16 protein-coding genes and 1 riboswitch are annotated in these 17,871 nt (G+C 68.1%); of the genes, 13 read left to right on the top strand and 3 right to left on the bottom strand.

All coding sequences use genetic code 11. The annotated features are described in order from the left end of the window. The first annotated feature begins 154 nt into the window (after positions 1-154). The 5 genes from AC1DK9_RS04840 (at position 155) to AC1DK9_RS04820 (ending at position 6,421) form a co-directional block, all read left to right on the top strand. Positions 155-3,961, top strand: a complete 3,807-nt coding sequence (locus AC1DK9_RS04840; protein ID WP_476915157.1) for a multifunctional oxoglutarate decarboxylase/oxoglutarate dehydrogenase thiamine pyrophosphate-binding subunit/dihydrolipoyllysine-residue succinyltransferase subunit — start codon at positions 155-157, stop codon at positions 3,959-3,961. A 94-nt stretch (positions 3,962-4,055) separates the two neighbouring features. Beyond that, positions 4,056-4,655 carry a GDSL-type esterase/lipase family protein gene (locus tag AC1DK9_RS04835; protein WP_476863173.1) on the top strand — a complete coding sequence of 200 codons (600 nt, stop codon included), beginning with the start codon at positions 4,056-4,058 and terminating at the stop codon, positions 4,653-4,655. Between the two features lie 158 nt (positions 4,656-4,813). Next, entirely contained in the window at positions 4,814-5,641 is an 828-nt protein-coding gene (locus AC1DK9_RS04830) for a DUF4097 family beta strand repeat-containing protein (protein ID WP_476863172.1), read from the top strand. Beyond that, positions 5,641-6,252, top strand: coding sequence for a PadR family transcriptional regulator (locus AC1DK9_RS04825; protein ID WP_476915156.1), 612 nt, complete (start codon positions 5,641-5,643; stop codon positions 6,250-6,252). Before AC1DK9_RS04830 ends, AC1DK9_RS04825 begins: the two co-directional genes overlap by 1 nt. Positions 6,253-6,346: 94 nt before the next feature. Continuing rightward, entirely contained in the window at positions 6,347-6,421 is a 75-nt protein-coding gene (locus tag AC1DK9_RS04820) for a 50S ribosomal protein bL37 (RefSeq protein WP_369299106.1), read from the top strand. A 101-nt stretch (positions 6,422-6,522) separates the two neighbouring features. On the opposite strand, the gene rsrA is transcribed toward AC1DK9_RS04820, so the two are convergent. Then, on the bottom strand, positions 6,523-6,795 hold the full coding sequence (gene rsrA, locus AC1DK9_RS04815; RefSeq protein ID WP_476915155.1) for a mycothiol system anti-sigma-R factor: 273 nt from the start codon (positions 6,793-6,795) through the stop codon (positions 6,523-6,525). Continuing rightward, on the bottom strand, positions 6,792-7,709 hold the full coding sequence (locus AC1DK9_RS04810; RefSeq protein WP_476915154.1) for a sigma-70 family RNA polymerase sigma factor: 918 nt from the start codon (positions 7,707-7,709) through the stop codon (positions 6,792-6,794). The genes rsrA and AC1DK9_RS04810 overlap by 4 nt, the downstream gene beginning before the upstream one ends. Positions 7,710-7,899: 190 nt before the next feature. Here AC1DK9_RS04810 and AC1DK9_RS04805 point away from each other — a divergent pair, with 190 nt between their 5' ends. The 8 genes from AC1DK9_RS04805 to AC1DK9_RS04770 all read left to right on the top strand — a co-directional run bounded on the left by AC1DK9_RS04805 (position 7,900) and on the right by AC1DK9_RS04770 (position 16,441). Next, entirely contained in the window at positions 7,900-8,448 is a 549-nt protein-coding gene (locus AC1DK9_RS04805) for a DoxX family protein (RefSeq protein WP_476863168.1), read from the top strand. A 7-nt stretch (positions 8,449-8,455) separates the two neighbouring features. Further along, positions 8,456-9,859 carry a 3-phosphoshikimate 1-carboxyvinyltransferase gene (aroA, locus tag AC1DK9_RS04800; protein ID WP_476915153.1) on the top strand — a complete coding sequence of 468 codons (1,404 nt, stop codon included), beginning with the start codon at positions 8,456-8,458 and terminating at the stop codon, positions 9,857-9,859. Next, on the top strand, positions 9,843-10,958 hold the full coding sequence (gene rsgA, locus AC1DK9_RS04795; RefSeq protein ID WP_476915152.1) for a ribosome small subunit-dependent GTPase A: 1,116 nt from the start codon (positions 9,843-9,845) through the stop codon (positions 10,956-10,958). The genes aroA and rsgA overlap by 17 nt, the downstream gene beginning before the upstream one ends. Positions 10,959-11,027: 69 nt before the next feature. Beyond that, a complete protein-coding gene (gene hisN, locus AC1DK9_RS04790; protein WP_476915151.1) occupies positions 11,028-11,840 on the top strand; it encodes a histidinol-phosphatase in 813 nt (270 codons plus the stop codon). Between the two features lie 89 nt (positions 11,841-11,929). Next, positions 11,930-12,043, top strand: a riboswitch (SAM riboswitch). 34 nt (positions 12,044-12,077) lie between these two features. Continuing rightward, a complete protein-coding gene (locus AC1DK9_RS04785; RefSeq protein WP_476915150.1) occupies positions 12,078-13,499 on the top strand; it encodes an aminotransferase class V-fold PLP-dependent enzyme in 1,422 nt (473 codons plus the stop codon). A 71-nt stretch (positions 13,500-13,570) separates the two neighbouring features. After that, positions 13,571-14,329, top strand: a complete 759-nt coding sequence (locus tag AC1DK9_RS04780) for a class I SAM-dependent methyltransferase (protein WP_476915149.1) — start codon at positions 13,571-13,573, stop codon at positions 14,327-14,329. A gap of 98 nt (positions 14,330-14,427) precedes the next feature. Beyond that, complete coding sequence (locus AC1DK9_RS04775) at positions 14,428-15,720, top strand: Nramp family divalent metal transporter (protein ID WP_476915244.1); 1,293 nt, start codon at positions 14,428-14,430, stop codon at positions 15,718-15,720. 10 nt (positions 15,721-15,730) lie between these two features. Beyond that, on the top strand, positions 15,731-16,441 hold the full coding sequence (locus AC1DK9_RS04770) for a metal-dependent transcriptional regulator (RefSeq protein ID WP_476915148.1): 711 nt from the start codon (positions 15,731-15,733) through the stop codon (positions 16,439-16,441). Here the strand turns inward: AC1DK9_RS04770 and AC1DK9_RS04765 are convergent. After that, positions 16,438-17,856, bottom strand: coding sequence for an MFS transporter (locus tag AC1DK9_RS04765; RefSeq protein ID WP_476915147.1), 1,419 nt, complete (start codon positions 17,854-17,856; stop codon positions 16,438-16,440). The genes AC1DK9_RS04770 and AC1DK9_RS04765 overlap by 4 nt on opposite strands. Positions 17,857-17,871: the final 15 nt, after the last annotated feature.

Raw genomic sequence — 17,871 nt, 5'->3', positions numbered from 1 at the left:
ATGATTTGAGTCACCCTTATTGGCGGTTTGGCCGGAATCGTCACTAGACTGGCAAAGGTCTGGGTTCACTGGACGCGGAGAACTGGTTCGATTGACGTGCTGCGGCACCGTGGAAACCAGCGGGAATCAAACTCATGGAAGAGGCGTATTTCAAGTGCCAGAGCAGCCTAGCCACCGTCTACCCGAGGAATTTGGCGGAAACGAGTGGCTCGTTGACGAACTGTACGAGCGGTACCAGCAGGACAAGAACACGGTAGACGCCAAGTGGTGGCCGCTTTTCGAATCCTTCGACGCCACCGACGGTTCCTCGACCAACGGCGCCTCGGCAACGGCCGTCGCGCACCCCTCCACCCGTGAACTTCCGGTTGTAGCGCAGCCCGCCGCAGCCCCGGCGCCGGCAGCCCCCGCTGCTCCGGCCGCAGCACCCGCAGCCCCGGCTGCGGCCCCTGCCCCCGCTCCCGCCGCAGCCCAGAAGGCGCCGGCAACCGTGGCCCGCGACGGCTCGAAGACCACCGAGCCCGGCGCCGGCACCCCCATCCCGGCCCAGCTGCCCAAGAACGTCAAGGCCCCCACCGCGCCGGAAGAAGACGTCGTCTCCGTGCTGCGCGGCCCGGCCAAGGCCATCGCCGCCAACATGGTGACCAGCCTCGAGGTGCCCACCGCGACGAGCGTCCGCGCCATCCCCGCCAAGCTCCTGATCGACAACCGCGTGGTCATCAACTCCAACCTCGCCCGCGCCCGCGGCGGCAAGGTCTCCTTCACGCACCTGATCGGCTACGCCGTCATCCGGGCGCTGGCCCAGTTCCCCTCCATGAACGTCTACTACGACGTCGTCGACGGCAAGCCCGTCGCCGTGCAGCCCGCGCACGTGAACTTCGGCATCGCCATCGACATGCCCAAGCCGGACGGCACCCGGCTGCTCATGGTCCCGAACATCAAGAAGGCGGAGACGCTCAACTTCTCCGAGTTCTGGCACACCTACGAGGACCTGATCAAGCGCGCCCGCAACGGCAAACTGACCGCGGACGACCACTCCGGCACCACCGTCTCGCTGACCAACCCCGGCGGCATCGGCACCGTGCACTCGGTCCCCCGCCTTTCCAAGGGCCAGGCGGCCATCATCGGCGTCGGCGCGCTGGACTACCCGGCCGAGTTCCAGGGCGCCAGCGAGAAGATCATCGCGCACAACGCCATCAGCAAGGTCCTCACGCTGACCTCCACCTATGACCACCGCGTCATCCAGGGTGCCGGCAGCGGCGAGTTCCTCAAGCTCGTGCACCAGCTCCTGCTGGGCGCGCAGAACTTCTACGACGAGATCTTCGAGTCGCTCCGCATTCCGTACGAGCCGGTGCGCTGGAGCCCGGACCTTCAGGTGGACCCGGCGGACGAGATCAACAAGGTCGCCCGGATCCAGCAGCTCATCCACTCCTACCGCGTCCGCGGACACCTGATGGCTGACACCGATCCGCTCGAGTACGTCCAGCGAAAGCACCCAGACCTCGACGTCCTGACCTACGGCCTGACCCTGTGGGACCTGGACCGCGAGTGGCCCACCGGCGGCTTCGGCGGCAAGCCGATGCTGAAGTTCCGCGACATCCTGGGTGTGCTCCGCGATGCGTACTGCCGCACCACCGGCATCGAGTACATGCACATCCAGGACCCGGAAGAGCGCAAGTGGTTCCAGGACCAGCTGGAGCACCCCTACTCGAAGCCGAGCCGTGACGAACAGCTCCGGATCGTCTCCAAGCTCAACGCCGCCGAGGCCTTCGAAACCTTCCTGCAGACGAAGTTCGTCGGCCAGAAGCGTTTCTCGCTCGAGGGCGGCGAGTCGCTGATCCCGCTGCTGGACGCCATCATCTCCGATGCAGCCGATGACGAGCTCGACGAAGTAGCCATTGGCATGGCCCACCGCGGCCGCCTGAACGTGCTCACCAACATCGCGGGCAAGACCTACGCGCAGGTCTTCCGCGAATTCGAGGGCACCCAGGACCCGCGCTCGGTCCAGGGCTCCGGCGACGTGAAGTACCACCTCGGCACCGAGGGCACCTTCACCTCGGACAACGGCAAGGAGACCAAGGTCTACCTCGCCGCCAACCCTTCGCACCTCGAAGCCGTGGACTCCGTCCTTGAGGGCATCGTCCGCGCCAAGCAGGACCGCCTGGACCAGGGCGAGTCCTTCCCCGTGCTCCCGATCATGGTGCACGGCGACGCCGCGTTCGCCGGCCAGGGCGTCGTCGCGGAAACGCTCAACCTCTCGCAGCTGCGCGGCTACCGCACCGGCGGCACCATCCACGTGGTGGTCAACAACCAGGTCGGGTTCACCACGGCGCCGTCGTCCTCGCGTTCCTCCACCTACTCCACGGACGTCGCCAAGATGATCCAGGCTCCGGTGTTCCACGTGAACGGCGACGACCCGGAGGCCGTGGTCCGCATTGGCCAGCTCGCCTACGAGTTCCGCCAGCGGTTCCACAAGGACGTTGTCATCGACATGGTCTGCTACCGCCGCCGCGGCCACAACGAGGGCGACGACCCCTCGATGACGCAGCCGCTGATGTACAACCTGATCGAGGCCAAGCGTTCGGTCCGCAAGCTCTACACCGAGTCGCTGATCGGCCGCGGTGACATCACCGAGGAAGAAGCCGAGCAGCTGCTCCGCGACTACCAGGAACGCCTCGAGCGGGTCTTTGCCGAGACCCACGCAGCGCAGACCTCCCCGATCCCGATCATCACCGCGGATTCCGCCGCTGTGTCTGACCTGGAACGGCCTTCCGCCCAGCAGTCCGACACTGGCATCAGCGCCCCGGAGTCCACCGCGATCTCCACCGAGACGCTGGCCCGGATCGGCAAGGCGCACGTCGAATTCCCCGAGGGCTTCACGGTCCACGCCAAGCTCAAGCAGCTGCTTGAGAAGCGTGAGCAGATGTCCCGCGAAGGCGGCATCGACTGGGGCTTCGGCGAACTGGCTGCCTTCGGCTCGCTCAGCATGGAAGGCGTCCCGGTCCGGCTCGCCGGCCAGGACTCGCGCCGCGGCACCTTCGTGCAGCGCCACGCCGTCTTCCACGACCGCGCCAACGGCGACGAGTGGATGCCCCTGGCCCACCTCTCCGATGACCAGGCCAAGCTGTGGATCTACGACTCGCTCCTGTCCGAATACGCGGCGATGGGCTTCGAATACGGCTACTCGGTCGAGCGCCCGGATGCCTTGGTGCTGTGGGAGGCGCAGTTCGGCGACTTCGTCAACGGCGCGCAGACCATCATCGACGAGTTCATCTCCTCGGCCGAGCAGAAGTGGGGCCAGCGGTCCTCGCTGGTGCTCATGCTGCCGCACGGCTACGAGGGCCAGGGCCCGGACCACTCCTCGGCACGGATCGAGCGCTTCCTGCAGCTGTGCGCGGAGGAGAACATGATCGTGGCCAACCCCACGACGCCTGCCTCGCACTTCCACCTGCTGCGCCGCCAGGCGTACAGCCGCCCCCGGAAGCCGCTGATCATCTTCACCCCGAAGCAGCTCCTGCGCCTGAAGGCCGCGGCGTCCTCGGTGGAGGACTTCACCACGGGTACCTTCCGGCCGGTCATTCCGGAGCACGAGCAGCTGCAGTCCGACGCCGTCGAACGCGTCCTGCTGGTCTCCGGCCGCCTGTACTACGACCTGCTGTCCACCCGGCAGAAGACCGGGGACACGACGACGGCGATCATCCGGGTCGAGCAGCTCTACCCGCTGCCCGCCGCGGAGATCGCTGCCGAGCTGGCCAAGTACCCGAACGCCGAAGTTGTCTGGGCGCAGGACGAGCCCGCCAACCAGGGACCGTGGCCGTTCATTGGCTTGAACCTGCCGGATGCGCTGGACCGCCGCGTGCGCCTGGTCTCCCGGCCCGCCTCGGCTTCCACCGCGGCAGGGTCGATGAAGCGCCACGCAGCCGAGCAGGACGCCCTGCTCAAGCAGGCATTCGCACGTAAGTAAGAGCAGGCTGCCCGGCCGGAAGTGGAACACCACGACTCCGGCCGGGCAGCTTCGTTTAAGGCTTTGAACCGGCATTGGGAATGAAGAGGTAGTCGTGGAAGATCGGAAGCTGCGGATCGCAGCCGTTGGAGATGAGCTGCTGGCCGGCCTGGGCGACCCCCGGGCGCTGGGCTGGCTGGGACGGGTGCTCGCCCGCACTCCGCACGACGGACTTAGCCTCGAAAGCTACTCACTGCCCTGCCCGCAGGAAGGGACCGAGGGGCTGGCCGAGCGCTGGCTGGAGGAAGCCGGCCGGCGCTTCGGCCCGCAGCATGAAAACCGCCTGGTGATCGGCCTCTCCGGCCGTGACATCGAGTTCGGGCTGTCCACCGCCCGCAGCCGGCTCAACCTCGCCAACATCCTGGACTCCGCCTCGCAGAACAAGATCGAGGTCTTCGTCGTCGGGCCGCCGCCGACGCTGGACCCCGCCCAGAACCGCCGGCTGGGCGAGCTCAACACTGCCTTCGCCGACGTCACGACGCGCCGCAAACACCTCTACGTGGACACCTTCTCGCCGCTCTTGAACCACGAACAGTGGCGGCAAGACCTCGCGGCCAACGGCGGAACCCCGGGCCAGGCCGGCTACGGCCTGATGGCCTGGCTCGTGCTGCACCGCGGCTGGTTCCAGTGGCTGGGACTGGACGCGCCGGAGTAGGCCCGGGGCTCCCCCGGCCGACCGGAGGCAGGCTGCGGAAATCATCTCGCGATATATCTTGACTGTCCCCCACTCGCGATATACCGTGTTTCCATAGTCGCGATATATCGCAAGCGGCGACGCTGGCCCGATCGCATCCGTCCGCCTCCGGAGGAACCATGGAACAGAACACGTGGACCGTTACCGGCCCCCAAACCATCGACGTCGACGGCGTCCGCTCGCTCAAGCTCGGCATTGTCCGGGGCCGCTTCGACATCGTCACCCACGACGAGGACGTGGCCCGCATCGAGGTTTCCGAAATCGATGGCGATCCGCTGGCGGTCAGCCTCACGGACGGCCGGCTCGAAGTGCGGCACCAACTGCACGGCCCGCAAGGCTGGTTCAAGAACCTGATGGGCACGGTCAACAACAGCTCCAGCAATACGGTGGTGATCAGCATCGCCGTGCCGGCCGGCGTCGACGTCGAGGCCGGCACCGTCAGCGGCGACGGCATGGTTTCCGGCGTCAGTGGCCACACGAGGCTCAACACCGTTTCCGGCTCCGTCCTGGCCGACGGCACCACGGGCGAACTCGCCGTGAGCACCGTCAGCGGCGAAGTCATCGCCCGCAACCACCACGGCGTGCTGACGGCCAAGAGCGTCTCTGGCGAGGTCACGGCCTCGGGCGAGTTCAGCAACATCCGCGCCAATACCGTCAGCGGGGACCTGAGCTTCGACCTGCACGGCTTCACCCAGGACTTCGGCGCCAACTCGGTCTCCGGCGATGTCACGATCCGGCTGCCGCATGACGTCGGCGTGGACATCATCGCGAAGTCGGCCAGCGGCGCGGTCGTGATTGACGACCAGCGCTACATGCAGCCCGGCGGGACGCTGCAGACCATCGCCGGCCCGGACGCCAAGCTGATGCTGGTCCGGACCAACTCGGTGTCGGGGAAGACCTCGATCTTCCACGGCCAGCCCAACCCGGACGCCGAAACGGGCCTCTGATGCCTCCGGTCTTTGCCCACGGCGCGCTGCGGCTGTACCTGCTGGYCCTGCTGGAGTCCGGCCCGAAGCACGGCTACGAGCTGATCAAGGCGCTCAGCGACCGCTTCGGCGGCACCTACTCCCCCAGCGCCGGCACCATCTATCCGCGGCTGGCCAAGCTTGAGGAAGAAGGGCTCGTGGCCACCCGCACGGAGGGCCGGCGGACGAACTACAGCATCACCCCGGCCGGACTGGTGGAACTCAACAGGCGGCGCGAGGACGTGGCAGATGTGGAGGAGGACATTTCCGCCTCAGTCCGCCGGCTGGCCGACAAGCTGCGGCAGGATATCCGCGTAAACATGCAGGGGCTCCGGGCGGACCTTGCCGCCACGGCCGAGGCGGCGCGCTCAACGGCCCGCAGCGCCGCGTCCCCGGCAGGGGCGCGTTACTCCAAGGAAGGCGACCGCCGGCTGCGGGAGGCCGAAATGCTGGTGCAGTCTTTCCGGGACGACATCCGGGTCGAGCTGCGCCGGCACGCCGGGGCGAGGCCAGTCAGCCCGGTCACCCTGGAAACCGTCAAGACAGTCCTGGACCAGGCACGGATCTCCATCCGGAACTCATTGGACGATTGAGGCCCCGACGGCGGGCTCCCGGTTCGCGGCGGGTCCGCCAATGTGGGAGACTTGAGGGCAGCTCTTTTGAGTACCAAGATTAAGGAGGCCAGCTATGAGCAAGCGTGCACGTAAACGTCGTGACCGTAAGCGTGGCGGCGCGAACCACGGTAAGCGCCCCAACACCTAAGCCACGGCTTGGATTGAAAGCTTTAAGTGAAAGACCCCGGAAACCTGACGGTTCCCGGGGTCTTTCGCTGTCTGCGGCGCTCAAGCCTCCGCTGGCGGCGCTCAGGCGTCCGCCTCGGCCTCAACCGGGCCGATCGAGTGGATCCGGTCCAGGATAGAGTTCTTGAGGTTCTCCGGCGCGGCCTCGGTGCAGGAGCGCTTCACCATCACGCGAATGATGCATTCGAGGTCATACTGCTCGTGGCACTCCGGGCACTCGTCGAGGTGCTTCTTGATCTCGGCGATGTCATCGTGCGTCAGGGCCCCGTCGAGGTACTCGTAGATGCGCTGCATCCGGGTGTCGTCGCAGTCGCCCAGTCCCTGGCAGTCGCTCATTTCCTGTTCTCCTGATTGTTGCTTTCGGCCGCTGCGGCGGGATCGCCGGCGGCCCTGAATCCCCGCTCGGCCGCATAGTCGGCCAGCATGTCCCGCAGCATTCTCCGGCCGCGGTGCAACCGGGACATGACGGTCCCGATGGGGGTGTTCATGATGTCTGAAATTTCCTTGTACGCGAAGCCCTCGACGTCGGCGAAGTAGACGGCAAGCCGGAACTCCTCCGGAATCGACTGCAGCGCCCGCTTCACGTCCGAATCCGGCAGATGGTCCAGCGCTTCGGCCTCCGCAGAGCGCAGGCCGGTCGAGGTGTGCGACTCCGCGCGGGCCAACTGCCAGTCCTCGATGGTGTCCGAGTTGGACTGCAGCGGTTCGCGCTGACGCTTGCGGTACAGGTTGATGTACGTGTTCGTGAGGATCCGGTACAGCCAGGCCTTGAGATTCGTCCCGGGCTTGTACTGGTGAAAGGCGGAAAACGCCTTCGTGTAGGCCTCTTGGACCAGGTCCTCGGCGTCGGCCGGATTCCGGGCCATCCGCATTGCCGCGGAGTAAAGCTGGTCAACGTACTGCATCGCGTCGCGTTCGAAGCGCACTCGGCGCTCGTCCGTAGTCTCAGCCGCGGTGTCCAGCGGCTGGCCGGTGCCGTCCGCTGCTACGGTCTCTGCGGCTGTCCGTTCCGCAACGGCCTCGTCCACCGGGGTGGTGACCGCCGCGCTGCTGGCGGCGGTTGCCTCGGAGGGCTTGGCGTCGTCGTTTCCGGCAACCTCGTGCATGGCCGCAACGGCCGGATCCATGGTGCTCATTGCCTTCAAGTCTACTGTCACCTTCCGGCGGCCGCTTAAGGCTCCCGTCCGGGCCGCGGCCCATGGGTCCGCAGCGGTTTCTTCCAATAGCCCGGATTCTTTAACCAGAATCAAACCTCCGCCTTCCTGCACAGGCCGAACAACCGGCCGTGCACCTCGTTACTGCGCTGGTTTTCCCGCCCCCATTTCGGCTGGATTCTGTCTTGCACAACCGCGCACAACGGGCAAATATTCCGCAAAAGTGCAAGACTAGAACCGGTTCTCCCGCATAGCGTCCGCGGTTCGTCCATCCAGGAGGAAATTCATGTCCTTTGTCCGCTTTCTCGCCCGTCCCATGCTCGCCTCCAGTTTCGTGCTCGCAGGCATGGACAAGCTAAAGAACGCGGATGACACGGCAACCCAGCTGTCTCCCCTGCTGCGCCGCGCTGCCGAGTCCCTCCCCTTTCAGGCCGATGAGAAGGTTTTGGCCCGCGTGATCGGCGGCACCCAGGTGGGTGCCGGCGTGTGCCTGGCCCTGGGTAAGTCAGCCCGCCTCGCCGCCACCGTGCTCGCTGTCATCTCGGCGCTCAATGGTTTCGTGGAATGGCGCAGTGCGGACATCTCCTCCAAAGAAGGCCGGGACGCCCGGCGCAAGCAGCTGCTGAAGAACGTCTCGCTGACCGGTGGAGTGTTGCTGGCTGCCGTGGACACCGCGGGTAAGCCGAGCCTGGCCTGGCGCGCGGAGCACCTCGCGGCCGACGCCCGGAAGACCACCGCGCACCTCGCGGCCGACGCCCGGAAGACCACCGGCAAGAAGCTGAAGAAGGCTGACAAGGCGGTACGCAAGGCCGTCGACCACGCCGTCGGAGCCTAAGACGGCAATGACTGGCACCACCCCCACCGCAGCAGCCCCTTCCCTTCCGGCTGGCGGCGGTCCGCACTGGCCTGCGCCGTTCGCGGAACGTCCCGTCGACGCTACCGTGACGGTCCCAGGGTCCAAGTCCCTGACGAACCGGTATCTGGTTCTGGCCGCCCTCGCGGACGGTCCGTCCAGGCTGCGTGCGCCGCTGCACTCGCGGGACTCGGCCTTGATGATCGAGGCCCTACGGCAGTTGGGGGCCACCATTACCGAAGTGCCCGGCGACGGAGCCTACGGCCCCGACCTGGCCATCACCCCCATTGCGCTCGATGCTGCTGCTGCCGAGACCGCCATCGACTGCGGCCTCGCCGGCACGGTCATGCGCTTCGTTCCGCCGGTTGCCGCGCTGCACCGCGGCCGGACGGTGTTCGACGGCGATCCGCACGCCCGCAAACGGCCGATGGGCACCATTATCGAAGCCCTGACCGGCCTCGGCGTGGCAGTCAGCGCGCCGGACGGCGGACCGGCATCGTCATTGCCGTTCTTCGTCGAGGGCACGGGCGAAGTCCGCGGCGGCCACCTCGTCATTGACGCCAGCGCCTCATCCCAGTTTGTCTCCGCCCTGCTGCTGGCCAGCGCCCGCTTCACCGAGGGACTCCACTTGGAGCACCGCAGCAGCGACGGAGCAAACAGGCCGGTGCCGAGCCTCGACCACATCACCATGACGGTGGCCGCACTGCGCGGCGTCGGCGTGGCGGTCGACGACTCGGTGCCAAACCACTGGGTGGTCTCCCCCGGCCCCATCCGTGCCTTCGACCAGCGGATCGAACAGGACCTCTCCAACGCCGGGCCGTTCCTCGCGGCGGCGCTTGCCACCCGTGGCACCGTACGGATCCCCAACTGGCCGGCCGGGACCACGCAGGTCGGGGATCTCTGGCGCGGCATCCTCGCCAGCATGGGCGCCACCGTGACGCTGGAGGGCGGCACGCTGACCGTGACCGGCGGTCCGGAGATCAAGGGCGGCGACTTCGACGACACCAGCGAGCTCGCTCCCACCGTGGCAGCCCTCTGTGCCCTGGCCGACGGCCCCTCCCGGCTCAGCGGAATCGCCCACCTCCGGGGCCATGAAACGGACCGGCTCGCCGCCCTCGTTGCGGAAATCAACCGCCTCGGCGGCGACGCGGAAGAAACCGAGGACGGACTCATCATCCGGCCGGCGACGCTGCACGGCGGCGTCGTGCACAGCTACGCCGACCACCGGATGGCCACCGCCGGTGCCATCCTGGGACTCGCCGTCCCCGGGGTCCAGGTCGAAGACATCGACACCACAGCCAAGACAATGCCCGGTTTCCCGCAATTGTGGACGGCCATGCTCGGCCAGACAGGCACCCCAGACAAGGACGCCGCCGGTGGCACGCAGCACTGATTCCTGGGACGAATCCGACGTCAGGATCCGCCCCAACAAAAAGGGCTCCCGCCCCCGCACCAAGGACAGGCCCAGCTACGACGACGCCGTCACCGGCCGGATCGTCACCGTGGACCGGGGCCGTTACACCGCCGTCGTCGGTGAGGGCACAGCCGACGAACGCAAGATCATCGCGGCCCGGGCCCGGGAGCTGCGACGCAATCCCGTGGTTGCCGGGGACTTCGTCTCCCTCGTCGGGGACGTCAGCGGCGAACCCGACACCTTGGCCAGGCTGGTCAAGATCCAGGACCGCCGGACGCTGTTGCGCCGCAGCGCGGACGACACGGACCCGATCGAGCGCGCCGTCGTCGCCAACGCCGACCAGCTCGTCGTCGTCGTAGCCGCGGCAAACCCGGAACCGCGCACCGGTTTCATCGACCGCGCCCTCGTGGCCGCCTATGACGCCGGCATCGATCCCCTGCTGCTGGTCACCAAGGCCGACGTCAAGGATCCCGCCGAGCTGCTGGCCAACTACCAGCACCTCGACTTCCCGGTCATCATCTCCAAGACGGCGGATTCGGCCGCCTCAGGCATCGACGCCCGCTCCGACGACGGACTGTCCGCCCGGTTGGACAAGGCCGCGGTCTCGCAGCTGCGAGAGCACCTCGACGGGAAAGTAACCGTCATGCTGGGCCACTCCGGCGTCGGCAAATCCACCATGGTGAACGCCCTCACCGGGGCCGAACGGGCCACGGGCGGCGTCAACGCCGTCACCGGCCGGGGCCGCCACACCTCCTCCTCGGCGCTGGCGTTGAAGGTCAGCGATGCCCCGGCCGGCAGCTGGATCATCGACACTCCCGGCATCCGATCCTTCGGCCTGGCCCATGTGGACCCGGACCGGATCCTGCGCTCCTTCCCGGACCTGGCACCGGGCACCGACGACTGCGAACGAGGCTGCAAGCACGACGCCACCGCCGTGAACTGCGGAGTGGACGCGTGGGTGCAGGGCGGCCACGCGGGCCCGTCGGGACCGGCCCGCCTTGCCTCCCTGCGCCGGTTGCTCGGCACGGATCCGCGGATGGAAGCGCAGGAAACCAAGGAACTCGGCAGCGTCTCCTAGCAGCGCCCACTAGGCAGGCTGCGACGTGGCCTCCCCGTCCTCGGGGCGTTTTGACGGTAGTTTGGAAGCATGAGCCAACCAGCTTCGAGCTACAACGATGACCTGCGCCTTGCCCATGTACTGGCAGATTCCGTAGATTCCCAGACCATGAGCCGCTTCAAGGCGCTCGACCTTCGGATCGAGACGAAGCCGGACCTCACCCCCGTCACCGACGCGGACAAGTCCGCCGAGGAAGCCATCCGCGGCCAGCTTTCCCGCTCCCGCCCGCGCGACGCCGTCCTCGGCGAAGAGTTCGGCAGCTCCGGCCACGGCTCGCGGCGGTGGATCATCGACCCGATCGACGGCACCAAGAACTTCGTCCGCGGCGTCCCCGTCTGGGCCACCCTGATCGCCCTTGTGGACGAAGGAGAACCCGTGGTCGGCGTCGTCAGCGCCCCCGCCCTGGGCAAGCGCTGGTGGGCCGCTAAAGGCGCCGGCGCGTACATGGGCCGCTCACTGGCCGCCGCCACCCGGCTGAAGGTCTCCAACGTCTCGCGGCTCGAGGATGCGTCCCTCTCCTACTCCAGCCTCGGCGGCTGGAAGCAGCGCGGAAACCTCGACGAGTTCCTCGGCCTTACCGAAGAGGTATGGCGCACCCGCGCCTACGGCGACTTCTGGTCCTACTGCCTCGTGGCCGAGGGCGCCGTCGACATCGCCTGCGAGCCGGAGCTCAACCTCTACGACATGGCCGCGCTCGTCCCGATTGTGACGGAGGCCGGGGGCCGCTTCACCTCGCTCGACGGCGAGGACGGACCCTTCGGCGGCAACGCCCTGGCCACCAACTCGATCCTGCACTCGGAAGTCCTGAAGCGCCTCAACCCCGGCCTCGACGACCTGCTCTAGTGTGGCGCGCCAACGGCAGTCCGTAACACTGCGCTTCACATTCCGGCCTGCCTTTTCGGCGCGGCCGGCCATGTCCTAGGCTCGAAGCAGGTCACGAGTGCCAGCGCTAAACCCCGGTTTGCTGGCCGGCAACCCTCCATTCGCGGCGGGGTGCCCCGGGTGACGACCTGGCCGGTCCGGAGCGGACCCGGCAAGCGCGGATCCCCTGTGAGCGGGGTCCTTTTCGAGCGAGGTCCCATGACGACTGCCACCATCCCCAGCCACAGCACCTCCCCCGCCGCCGTTGGCGACGCACGTATCGACGCCGCCCGCCAGCCGCTGTCCGCGGTGTCCGGCGCTGAAATCCAGGCCCCACTGATCCAGGGCGGCCAGGTCCGCTACGCCAACCTGGACTACGGAGCCTCGGCCCCGGCACTGTCCGTGGTGTCCGCCTACCTGAACGAGATCCTGCCGTACTACGCCAGCGTGCACCGCGGCGCCGGGTACGCCTCCCAGCTGAGCACCTCAGTGTACGAAAACGCCCGGAACATCGTCCGCGACTTCGTCGGCGGCCGGCCGGACGACTCCGTGATCTTCACCCGGAACACCACCGACTCGCTGAACCTGCTGGCCGGCTGTTTGCCGGCCGACGGCGGCCGGCACACCGGCGAGGTGCTCTACCTGGACATCGAGCATCACGCCAACCTGTTGCCCTGGCAGAACGTCCCGCACCGCAGCGTCGTGGCGGCCCCCACCCTGCGCGGCACCGTGGAGCGGCTGCGGGCGGAACTCGCCCTTGGCGGCGTCAACCTGCTCGCCGTGACCGGCGCCTCCAACGTCACCGGCGAAATCCTGCCGATCCGCGAGCTGGCCGCCCTGGCGCACGAATTCGGTGCCCGGATTGCCGTCGACGCGGCCCAGCTCGCCCCGCACCGCCGCATCGACATCGCCGCGGACGACGTCGACTACCTCGCCTTCTCCGGCCACAAGCTCTACGCCCCGTTCGGCGCCGGCGTGCTGGTGGGACGGCCGGACTGGCTGGACGCCGGCACCCCGCATCTGGCCGGCGGCGGCGCCGTACGGGACGCACGGCTCGACTCCGTCAGCTGGACCACAGGCCCAGCCCGCCACGAGGGTGGCTCCCCCAATGTCCTGGGTGCGGCCGCGCTGGCCCGTGCCAGCCAGGTCATCGAGGCGCTCGACGAGCAGCAGTGGCACGCCCACGAGGACGCCATCCGCTCCTACCTGGTCGAGGGGCTGCAGCTGATCGACGGCGTGAGCGTCCACCACATCTTCGAGGACACCGCCCTGGCGACCGGCCCCGGGACGATCGGCGTCGTCAATTTCTCGGTGGCCGGTTACGACGCCGGACTGGTCGCGGCCTACCTGTCGGCCGAGCACGGCGTCGGACTGCGCGACGGGCGGTTTTGCGCGCACCCGCTGCTGAAGCGGCTGGGCCTGCCCGCCGGGTCGCTCCGCGCCAGCTTCGGCCTCGGGTCGCGGCTTGAGGATGCCGAGCGGCTGCTCGCCGGAATCCGGGAGCTGCGGCGGAACGGCCTCGGCTGGGACTATGTCGTGGACGCCGGACGGTGGGTGCCGGCCAACGACACCCGCAGCTACCCGCACTGGGCGCCCAACACGCCTGGCACTGCCGGCGCCGCCCCCTGCACCGCCGACTAAGGGCTCCGGGGTCCGGCCCCGTGCGGTAAATTCGGATGGTACTTACCAAAAGCTGCCGAAGGAGATCGCACGTGGCACGCGGCGGCCCCAAACTCCACCACCACCGGCGGCAGGAGCTCGGCCAGAGCTTCCAGGACGGCGGCGAGCACTACGACCGGGTCCGGCCTGGCTATCCGGCGGATTCGGCCGACTGGCTGATACCCGCAGGGGCCAGCGACGCCGCCGACCTGGGCGCGGGGACCGGCAAGTTCACGACCCTGCTGGTCGAGCGCGGGCTCCGGACCGTGGCCGTGGATCCGTCCCTCGACATGCTCGAGCAGCTGCGCCGGGCCCTGCCGGGCGTCACCGCCGTCGAGGGCACCGCCGAATACACGGGCCTGCCGGCGGAGGCCTTCGACCTGGTTACAGTGGCGCAGGCCTGGCATTGGTGCGATCCGCTGCTGGCCAGCACCGAAGCGGCACGGATCCTGCGCCCGCACGGTGTGCTTGGCCTGGTCTGGAACCAGTTGGATACCTCCGTGCCCTGGGTGCACCGGCTCTCCCGGATCATGCACGCCGGGGACGTCCACAAGCCCCACTTCAGGCCGCCGCTGGGTCCCGAATTCACCGGGCTGCAGAGCCACCTCACCCGCTGGGAGGATCCGGTGACCACCCGGGACATCATGGAACTGGCCAAGTCCCGGAGCTACTATCTACGGGCCGGCGAGGCTACCCGCGCCAAGGTGCTCGGCAACCTCGACTGGTACCTGCACGAACACCTCGCGCACGGCCCGGATGAGATGGTGGCGCTGCCCTACCTGACGCAAAGCTGGCGCGCCACCAAAGCCTGAGGTTTCCGCATTGCACCGTCGCCGCCGCGACGCCTATGATTTCGGTGTGCCTAACTTTTGCGTGTAGGCACTCAGGAACTTCTTGGGAGCCCGCAGTGCTGGAAACAACCGGACACGAACCCCAGCCCGCAGGGCACCCGCCTGCCCGCAGGATCCGGGGTAGCCGCCGGGCCCTCCTCGGTCTGCTCGGCCCCGCGTTCGTGGCCGCTATTGCCTACGTGGACCCCGGCAACGTCGCCGCGAACCTCACGGCCGGCGCCCAATACGGTTACCTGCTCGTCTGGGTGCTTGTTGCCGCCAACGTGATGGCCGTGCTGGTCCAGTACCAGTCCGCGAAGCTCGGCATCGTCACGGGCAAGAGCCTCCCGGAGATCCTCGGCGAGCGGCTCAGGCCCGCCTGGCGCCGTGCTTTCTGGGTGCAGGCCGAAATCGTGGCCGCGGCGACGGACCTGGCCGAAGTGGTGGGCGGCGCGGTGGCCCTGTATCTGCTCTTTGGCCTGCCCCTCCCCCTCGGCGCCGTCATTGTCGGCGGCATTTCGATGGCCCTGCTCGCGGTGCAGAGCCGGAACCAGCAGCGTCCGTTCGAGTTCGTCATCATGTTCCTGCTGGGCATCATCACCGTCGGGTTCCTGGCCGGGCTGTTCATCAGTCCGCCTGACCCGGGCGGCGTCGTAGCCGGCCTGGTTCCAGGATTCCAGGGCCCGGACACCGTGCTGCTGGCCGCGAGCATGCTCGGCGCCACCGTGATGCCGCACGCCATCTACGTCCACTCGGCGCTCTCCCGTGACCGGCACCGGCCCAATCCCCATCTCCACGTCCCGCCGCACGCCATTGCCCGGCTGGTCAAGGCCACGCGCTGGGACGTCGTCGCGGCGCTGGCCGTCGCCGGCATCGTCAACATCGGAATGCTGCTGCTGGCCGCGTCCACGCTGGGCGGCGAAGGGGGAACGGACACGATCGAAGGCGCGCACGCCGCCATCACGGCCAACCTCGGTCCGGTGGTGGGCGTCGTCTTCGCCGTCGGCCTGCTCGCCTCCGGCCTGGCTTCCACCTCGGTGGGCTGCTACGCCGGCGGCACCATCATGCAGGGCCTGCTCAAGATCCGGATTCCGCTGATGACGCGCCGGGTACTCACCCTGGTTCCCGCCGTCGTGCTGCTGGCCGTCGGCTTCGACCCCACCTGGGGACTGGTGCTCAGCCAGGTGGTGCTCAGCTTCGGCATTCCCTTCGTACTGGTCCCTTTGGTGGTGCTGACCAGCAGCAAGACCCTGATGGGCCAGTTCGCGGACGGCCTGACCCTGCGCGTCGCCGCCGTGGTCAGCGTTGTCCTGGTGGTGGCGCTGAACCTGGTCCTGCTGTGGCTCACCTTCACCGGTGCCGCCGGACGGTAGGCTTGGGGCTGTGAAGACCAGTCCGCCCTCCTCCTCGATCGAGGACTACGTCAAGGTCATCTACTCCTTCACGGAGTGGCAGGACAAGCCCATCACCTCCACGCAGCTGGCCCAGCGCCTCGGCGTCGCGAACTCCTCGGTCTCCGAGATGGTCCGCAAGCTCAAGGACCAAGGCCTGGTGGACCACAAGCCGTACAGCGCCGTCACCCTGACCGCGGACGGCGTGCGGCTGGCCCTCTCCATGGTCCGGCGGCACCGGCTGATCGAGACCTTCCTGGTCCAGGAGCTTGGCTACCGCTGGGACGAGGTCCATGACGAGGCCGAACTGCTGGAACACGCCGTCTCCGACACCTTCATTGAGCGGATGTCCGCAAAGCTGGGCAACCCGGTCCGCGACCCGCACGGGGACCCCATTCCGGCAGCAGATGGTTCGGTCCTGATGCCGCCGGCGTACCGGATGAGCGAGCTCGACGACGGCCACACCGGCCGGATCACCCGGATCAGCGACGAGAACCCGGAACTGCTTCGCTACCTCGCTGCGGAGCAGATCGACCTGGACGCCGACGTCGAGGTGCTCGGCCGGAAGCCGTTCGGCGGCCCGCTCGTGGTCCGTATCGGCACGGGAGCGGCGCTGCGCGAAATCGACCTCGCCGACGAGGTGGCCTCCGCGCTATGGGTACACAGCGACGCCGCCCACTCCGGCTGCAGCGTCGCCCCCTAGTCCGCCCGGCCGCCCGCGTCCTGGCTCTGCCCCTGCTCCTGCCCCGGCGGCGGATTCCTGATCCCGACGGCGGACGCCAGGGCGCCCGCGATGAAGAGTCCCGCGGTGACCGCCGCTGTGCCGTGCAGGCCCGACGTCGTAATCACCGGCCCGGTGATGAGGCCGGCAAAGGCGATGGCCACCAGGCCCGCGATACGGGCGACCGCGTTGTTCACCGCCGATCCGATGCCGGCTTCCTCCGGATCCACGGCTCCCAGGATGGCCGAAGTCAGCGGCGCCACGGTCACGGCCAAACCGACGCCGAAGACCACCAACCCGGGGAAGACCTGCGCGAAATAATCCAGCGGCAGTCCGATGCCCATCAGCATGACGAAACCCGCCGCGCAGAGCAACGGCCCGGCGGTCATGAACCAGCGCGGGCCGAACCGGCCCGAGAGTGCCCCGATTTTGGCTGAAAGCAGGAGCAGGATCAGGGTGGACGGCAGCAGGGCGAAGCCGGCGGCCGTGGCGCCCAGGCCGGCGACCTGTTGCAGGAAGAGCCCCAGCACGAAGAAGCCGAGGTTCAGCGCGCCGTAGATAACGGTGGTGGCGATGTTGCCCCAGCCGAAATTCCGGATGGCGAAGAGCCGCAGCGGCATCATCGGCGCCGGGGTCCGCCGTTCGTGGAGCAGGAAGGCGGTGAGACCGGCGACGCCGAGCACCAGCGGCAGCCAGACCTGCGGGGCGCCCCAGCCAAGGGTCCCGCGTTCGATGAAGGCATAGACGATGCCGCCCAGTCCGATGATCGCCAGTACGGTTCCGGCGACGTCAATGGTGCTACCGGGCGCGCGCCCCAGGTCCATCTCCCGGAGCTTGCGCAGGGCCGGCCACACGGCAACCGCCGGAACTATGTTGAGGAAGAAAATGACCCGCCAGGTGAACACGTCCACGGAGATACCGCCAAGTACGGGGGCCGCCACGATGGCCCCGGACGTCCAGGCGGACCACTTGCCAATCGCTGCGGACTGGGCCGGGCCGCTGAACACGGTCACGATCAGGGCAAGCGAACTGGGCACCAGCAGGGCTCCGGCGACGCCCTGCAGCCCGCGGGCCACAATCAGCGACTCCCCGTTCCAGGCCAGGCCGCAGAGGATGGAGGTGGCGGTAAAGCCCGCGAGACCCCATTCCAGGACCCGCACCCGGCCAAATTGGTCCGAGAGCGATCCTGCCACGAGGATGAGTGCCCCCAGGGTCAGCAGGTAGGCGTCCACCACCCATTGCTGGACCACCAGGCCGCCGCCGAGCTCCCGGTTTATCGCCGGGAGGGCAAGGTTGACCACCGACCCATCCAGAAAAGCAATGAAGGACGCGATGATCGCCACGTACAGCACGCGCTTCTCAAGGCTGGACATGGCTGCGGCGGGAGTGCCGGACATGGCTGCTGCCTTCCT

Source organism: Arthrobacter sp. 01T414 (assembly GCF_056398965.1).
Note: the sequence above shows the minus strand (reverse complement) of the source record. Positions and strands in the feature narration are given on the sequence as shown.

Excerpts from the sequence above, each read along its gene's own strand:
- AC1DK9_RS04830 (WP_476863172.1), top strand. The coding sequence starts at position 4,814 with ATGGAACAGAACACGTGGACCGTTACCGGCCCCCAAACCATCGACGTC.
- rsrA (WP_476915155.1), bottom strand. The coding sequence starts at position 6,795 with ATGAGCGACTGCCAGGGACTGGGCGACTGCGACGACACCCGGATGCAG.
- AC1DK9_RS04805 (WP_476863168.1), top strand. The coding sequence starts at position 7,900 with ATGTCCTTTGTCCGCTTTCTCGCCCGTCCCATGCTCGCCTCCAGTTTC.
- aroA (WP_476915153.1), top strand. The coding sequence starts at position 8,456 with ATGACTGGCACCACCCCCACCGCAGCAGCCCCTTCCCTTCCGGCTGGC.
- hisN (WP_476915151.1), top strand. The coding sequence starts at position 11,028 with ATGAGCCAACCAGCTTCGAGCTACAACGATGACCTGCGCCTTGCCCAT.
- AC1DK9_RS04785 (WP_476915150.1), top strand. The coding sequence starts at position 12,078 with ATGACGACTGCCACCATCCCCAGCCACAGCACCTCCCCCGCCGCCGTT.
- AC1DK9_RS04765 (WP_476915147.1), bottom strand. The coding sequence starts at position 17,856 with ATGTCCGGCACTCCCGCCGCAGCCATGTCCAGCCTTGAGAAGCGCGTG.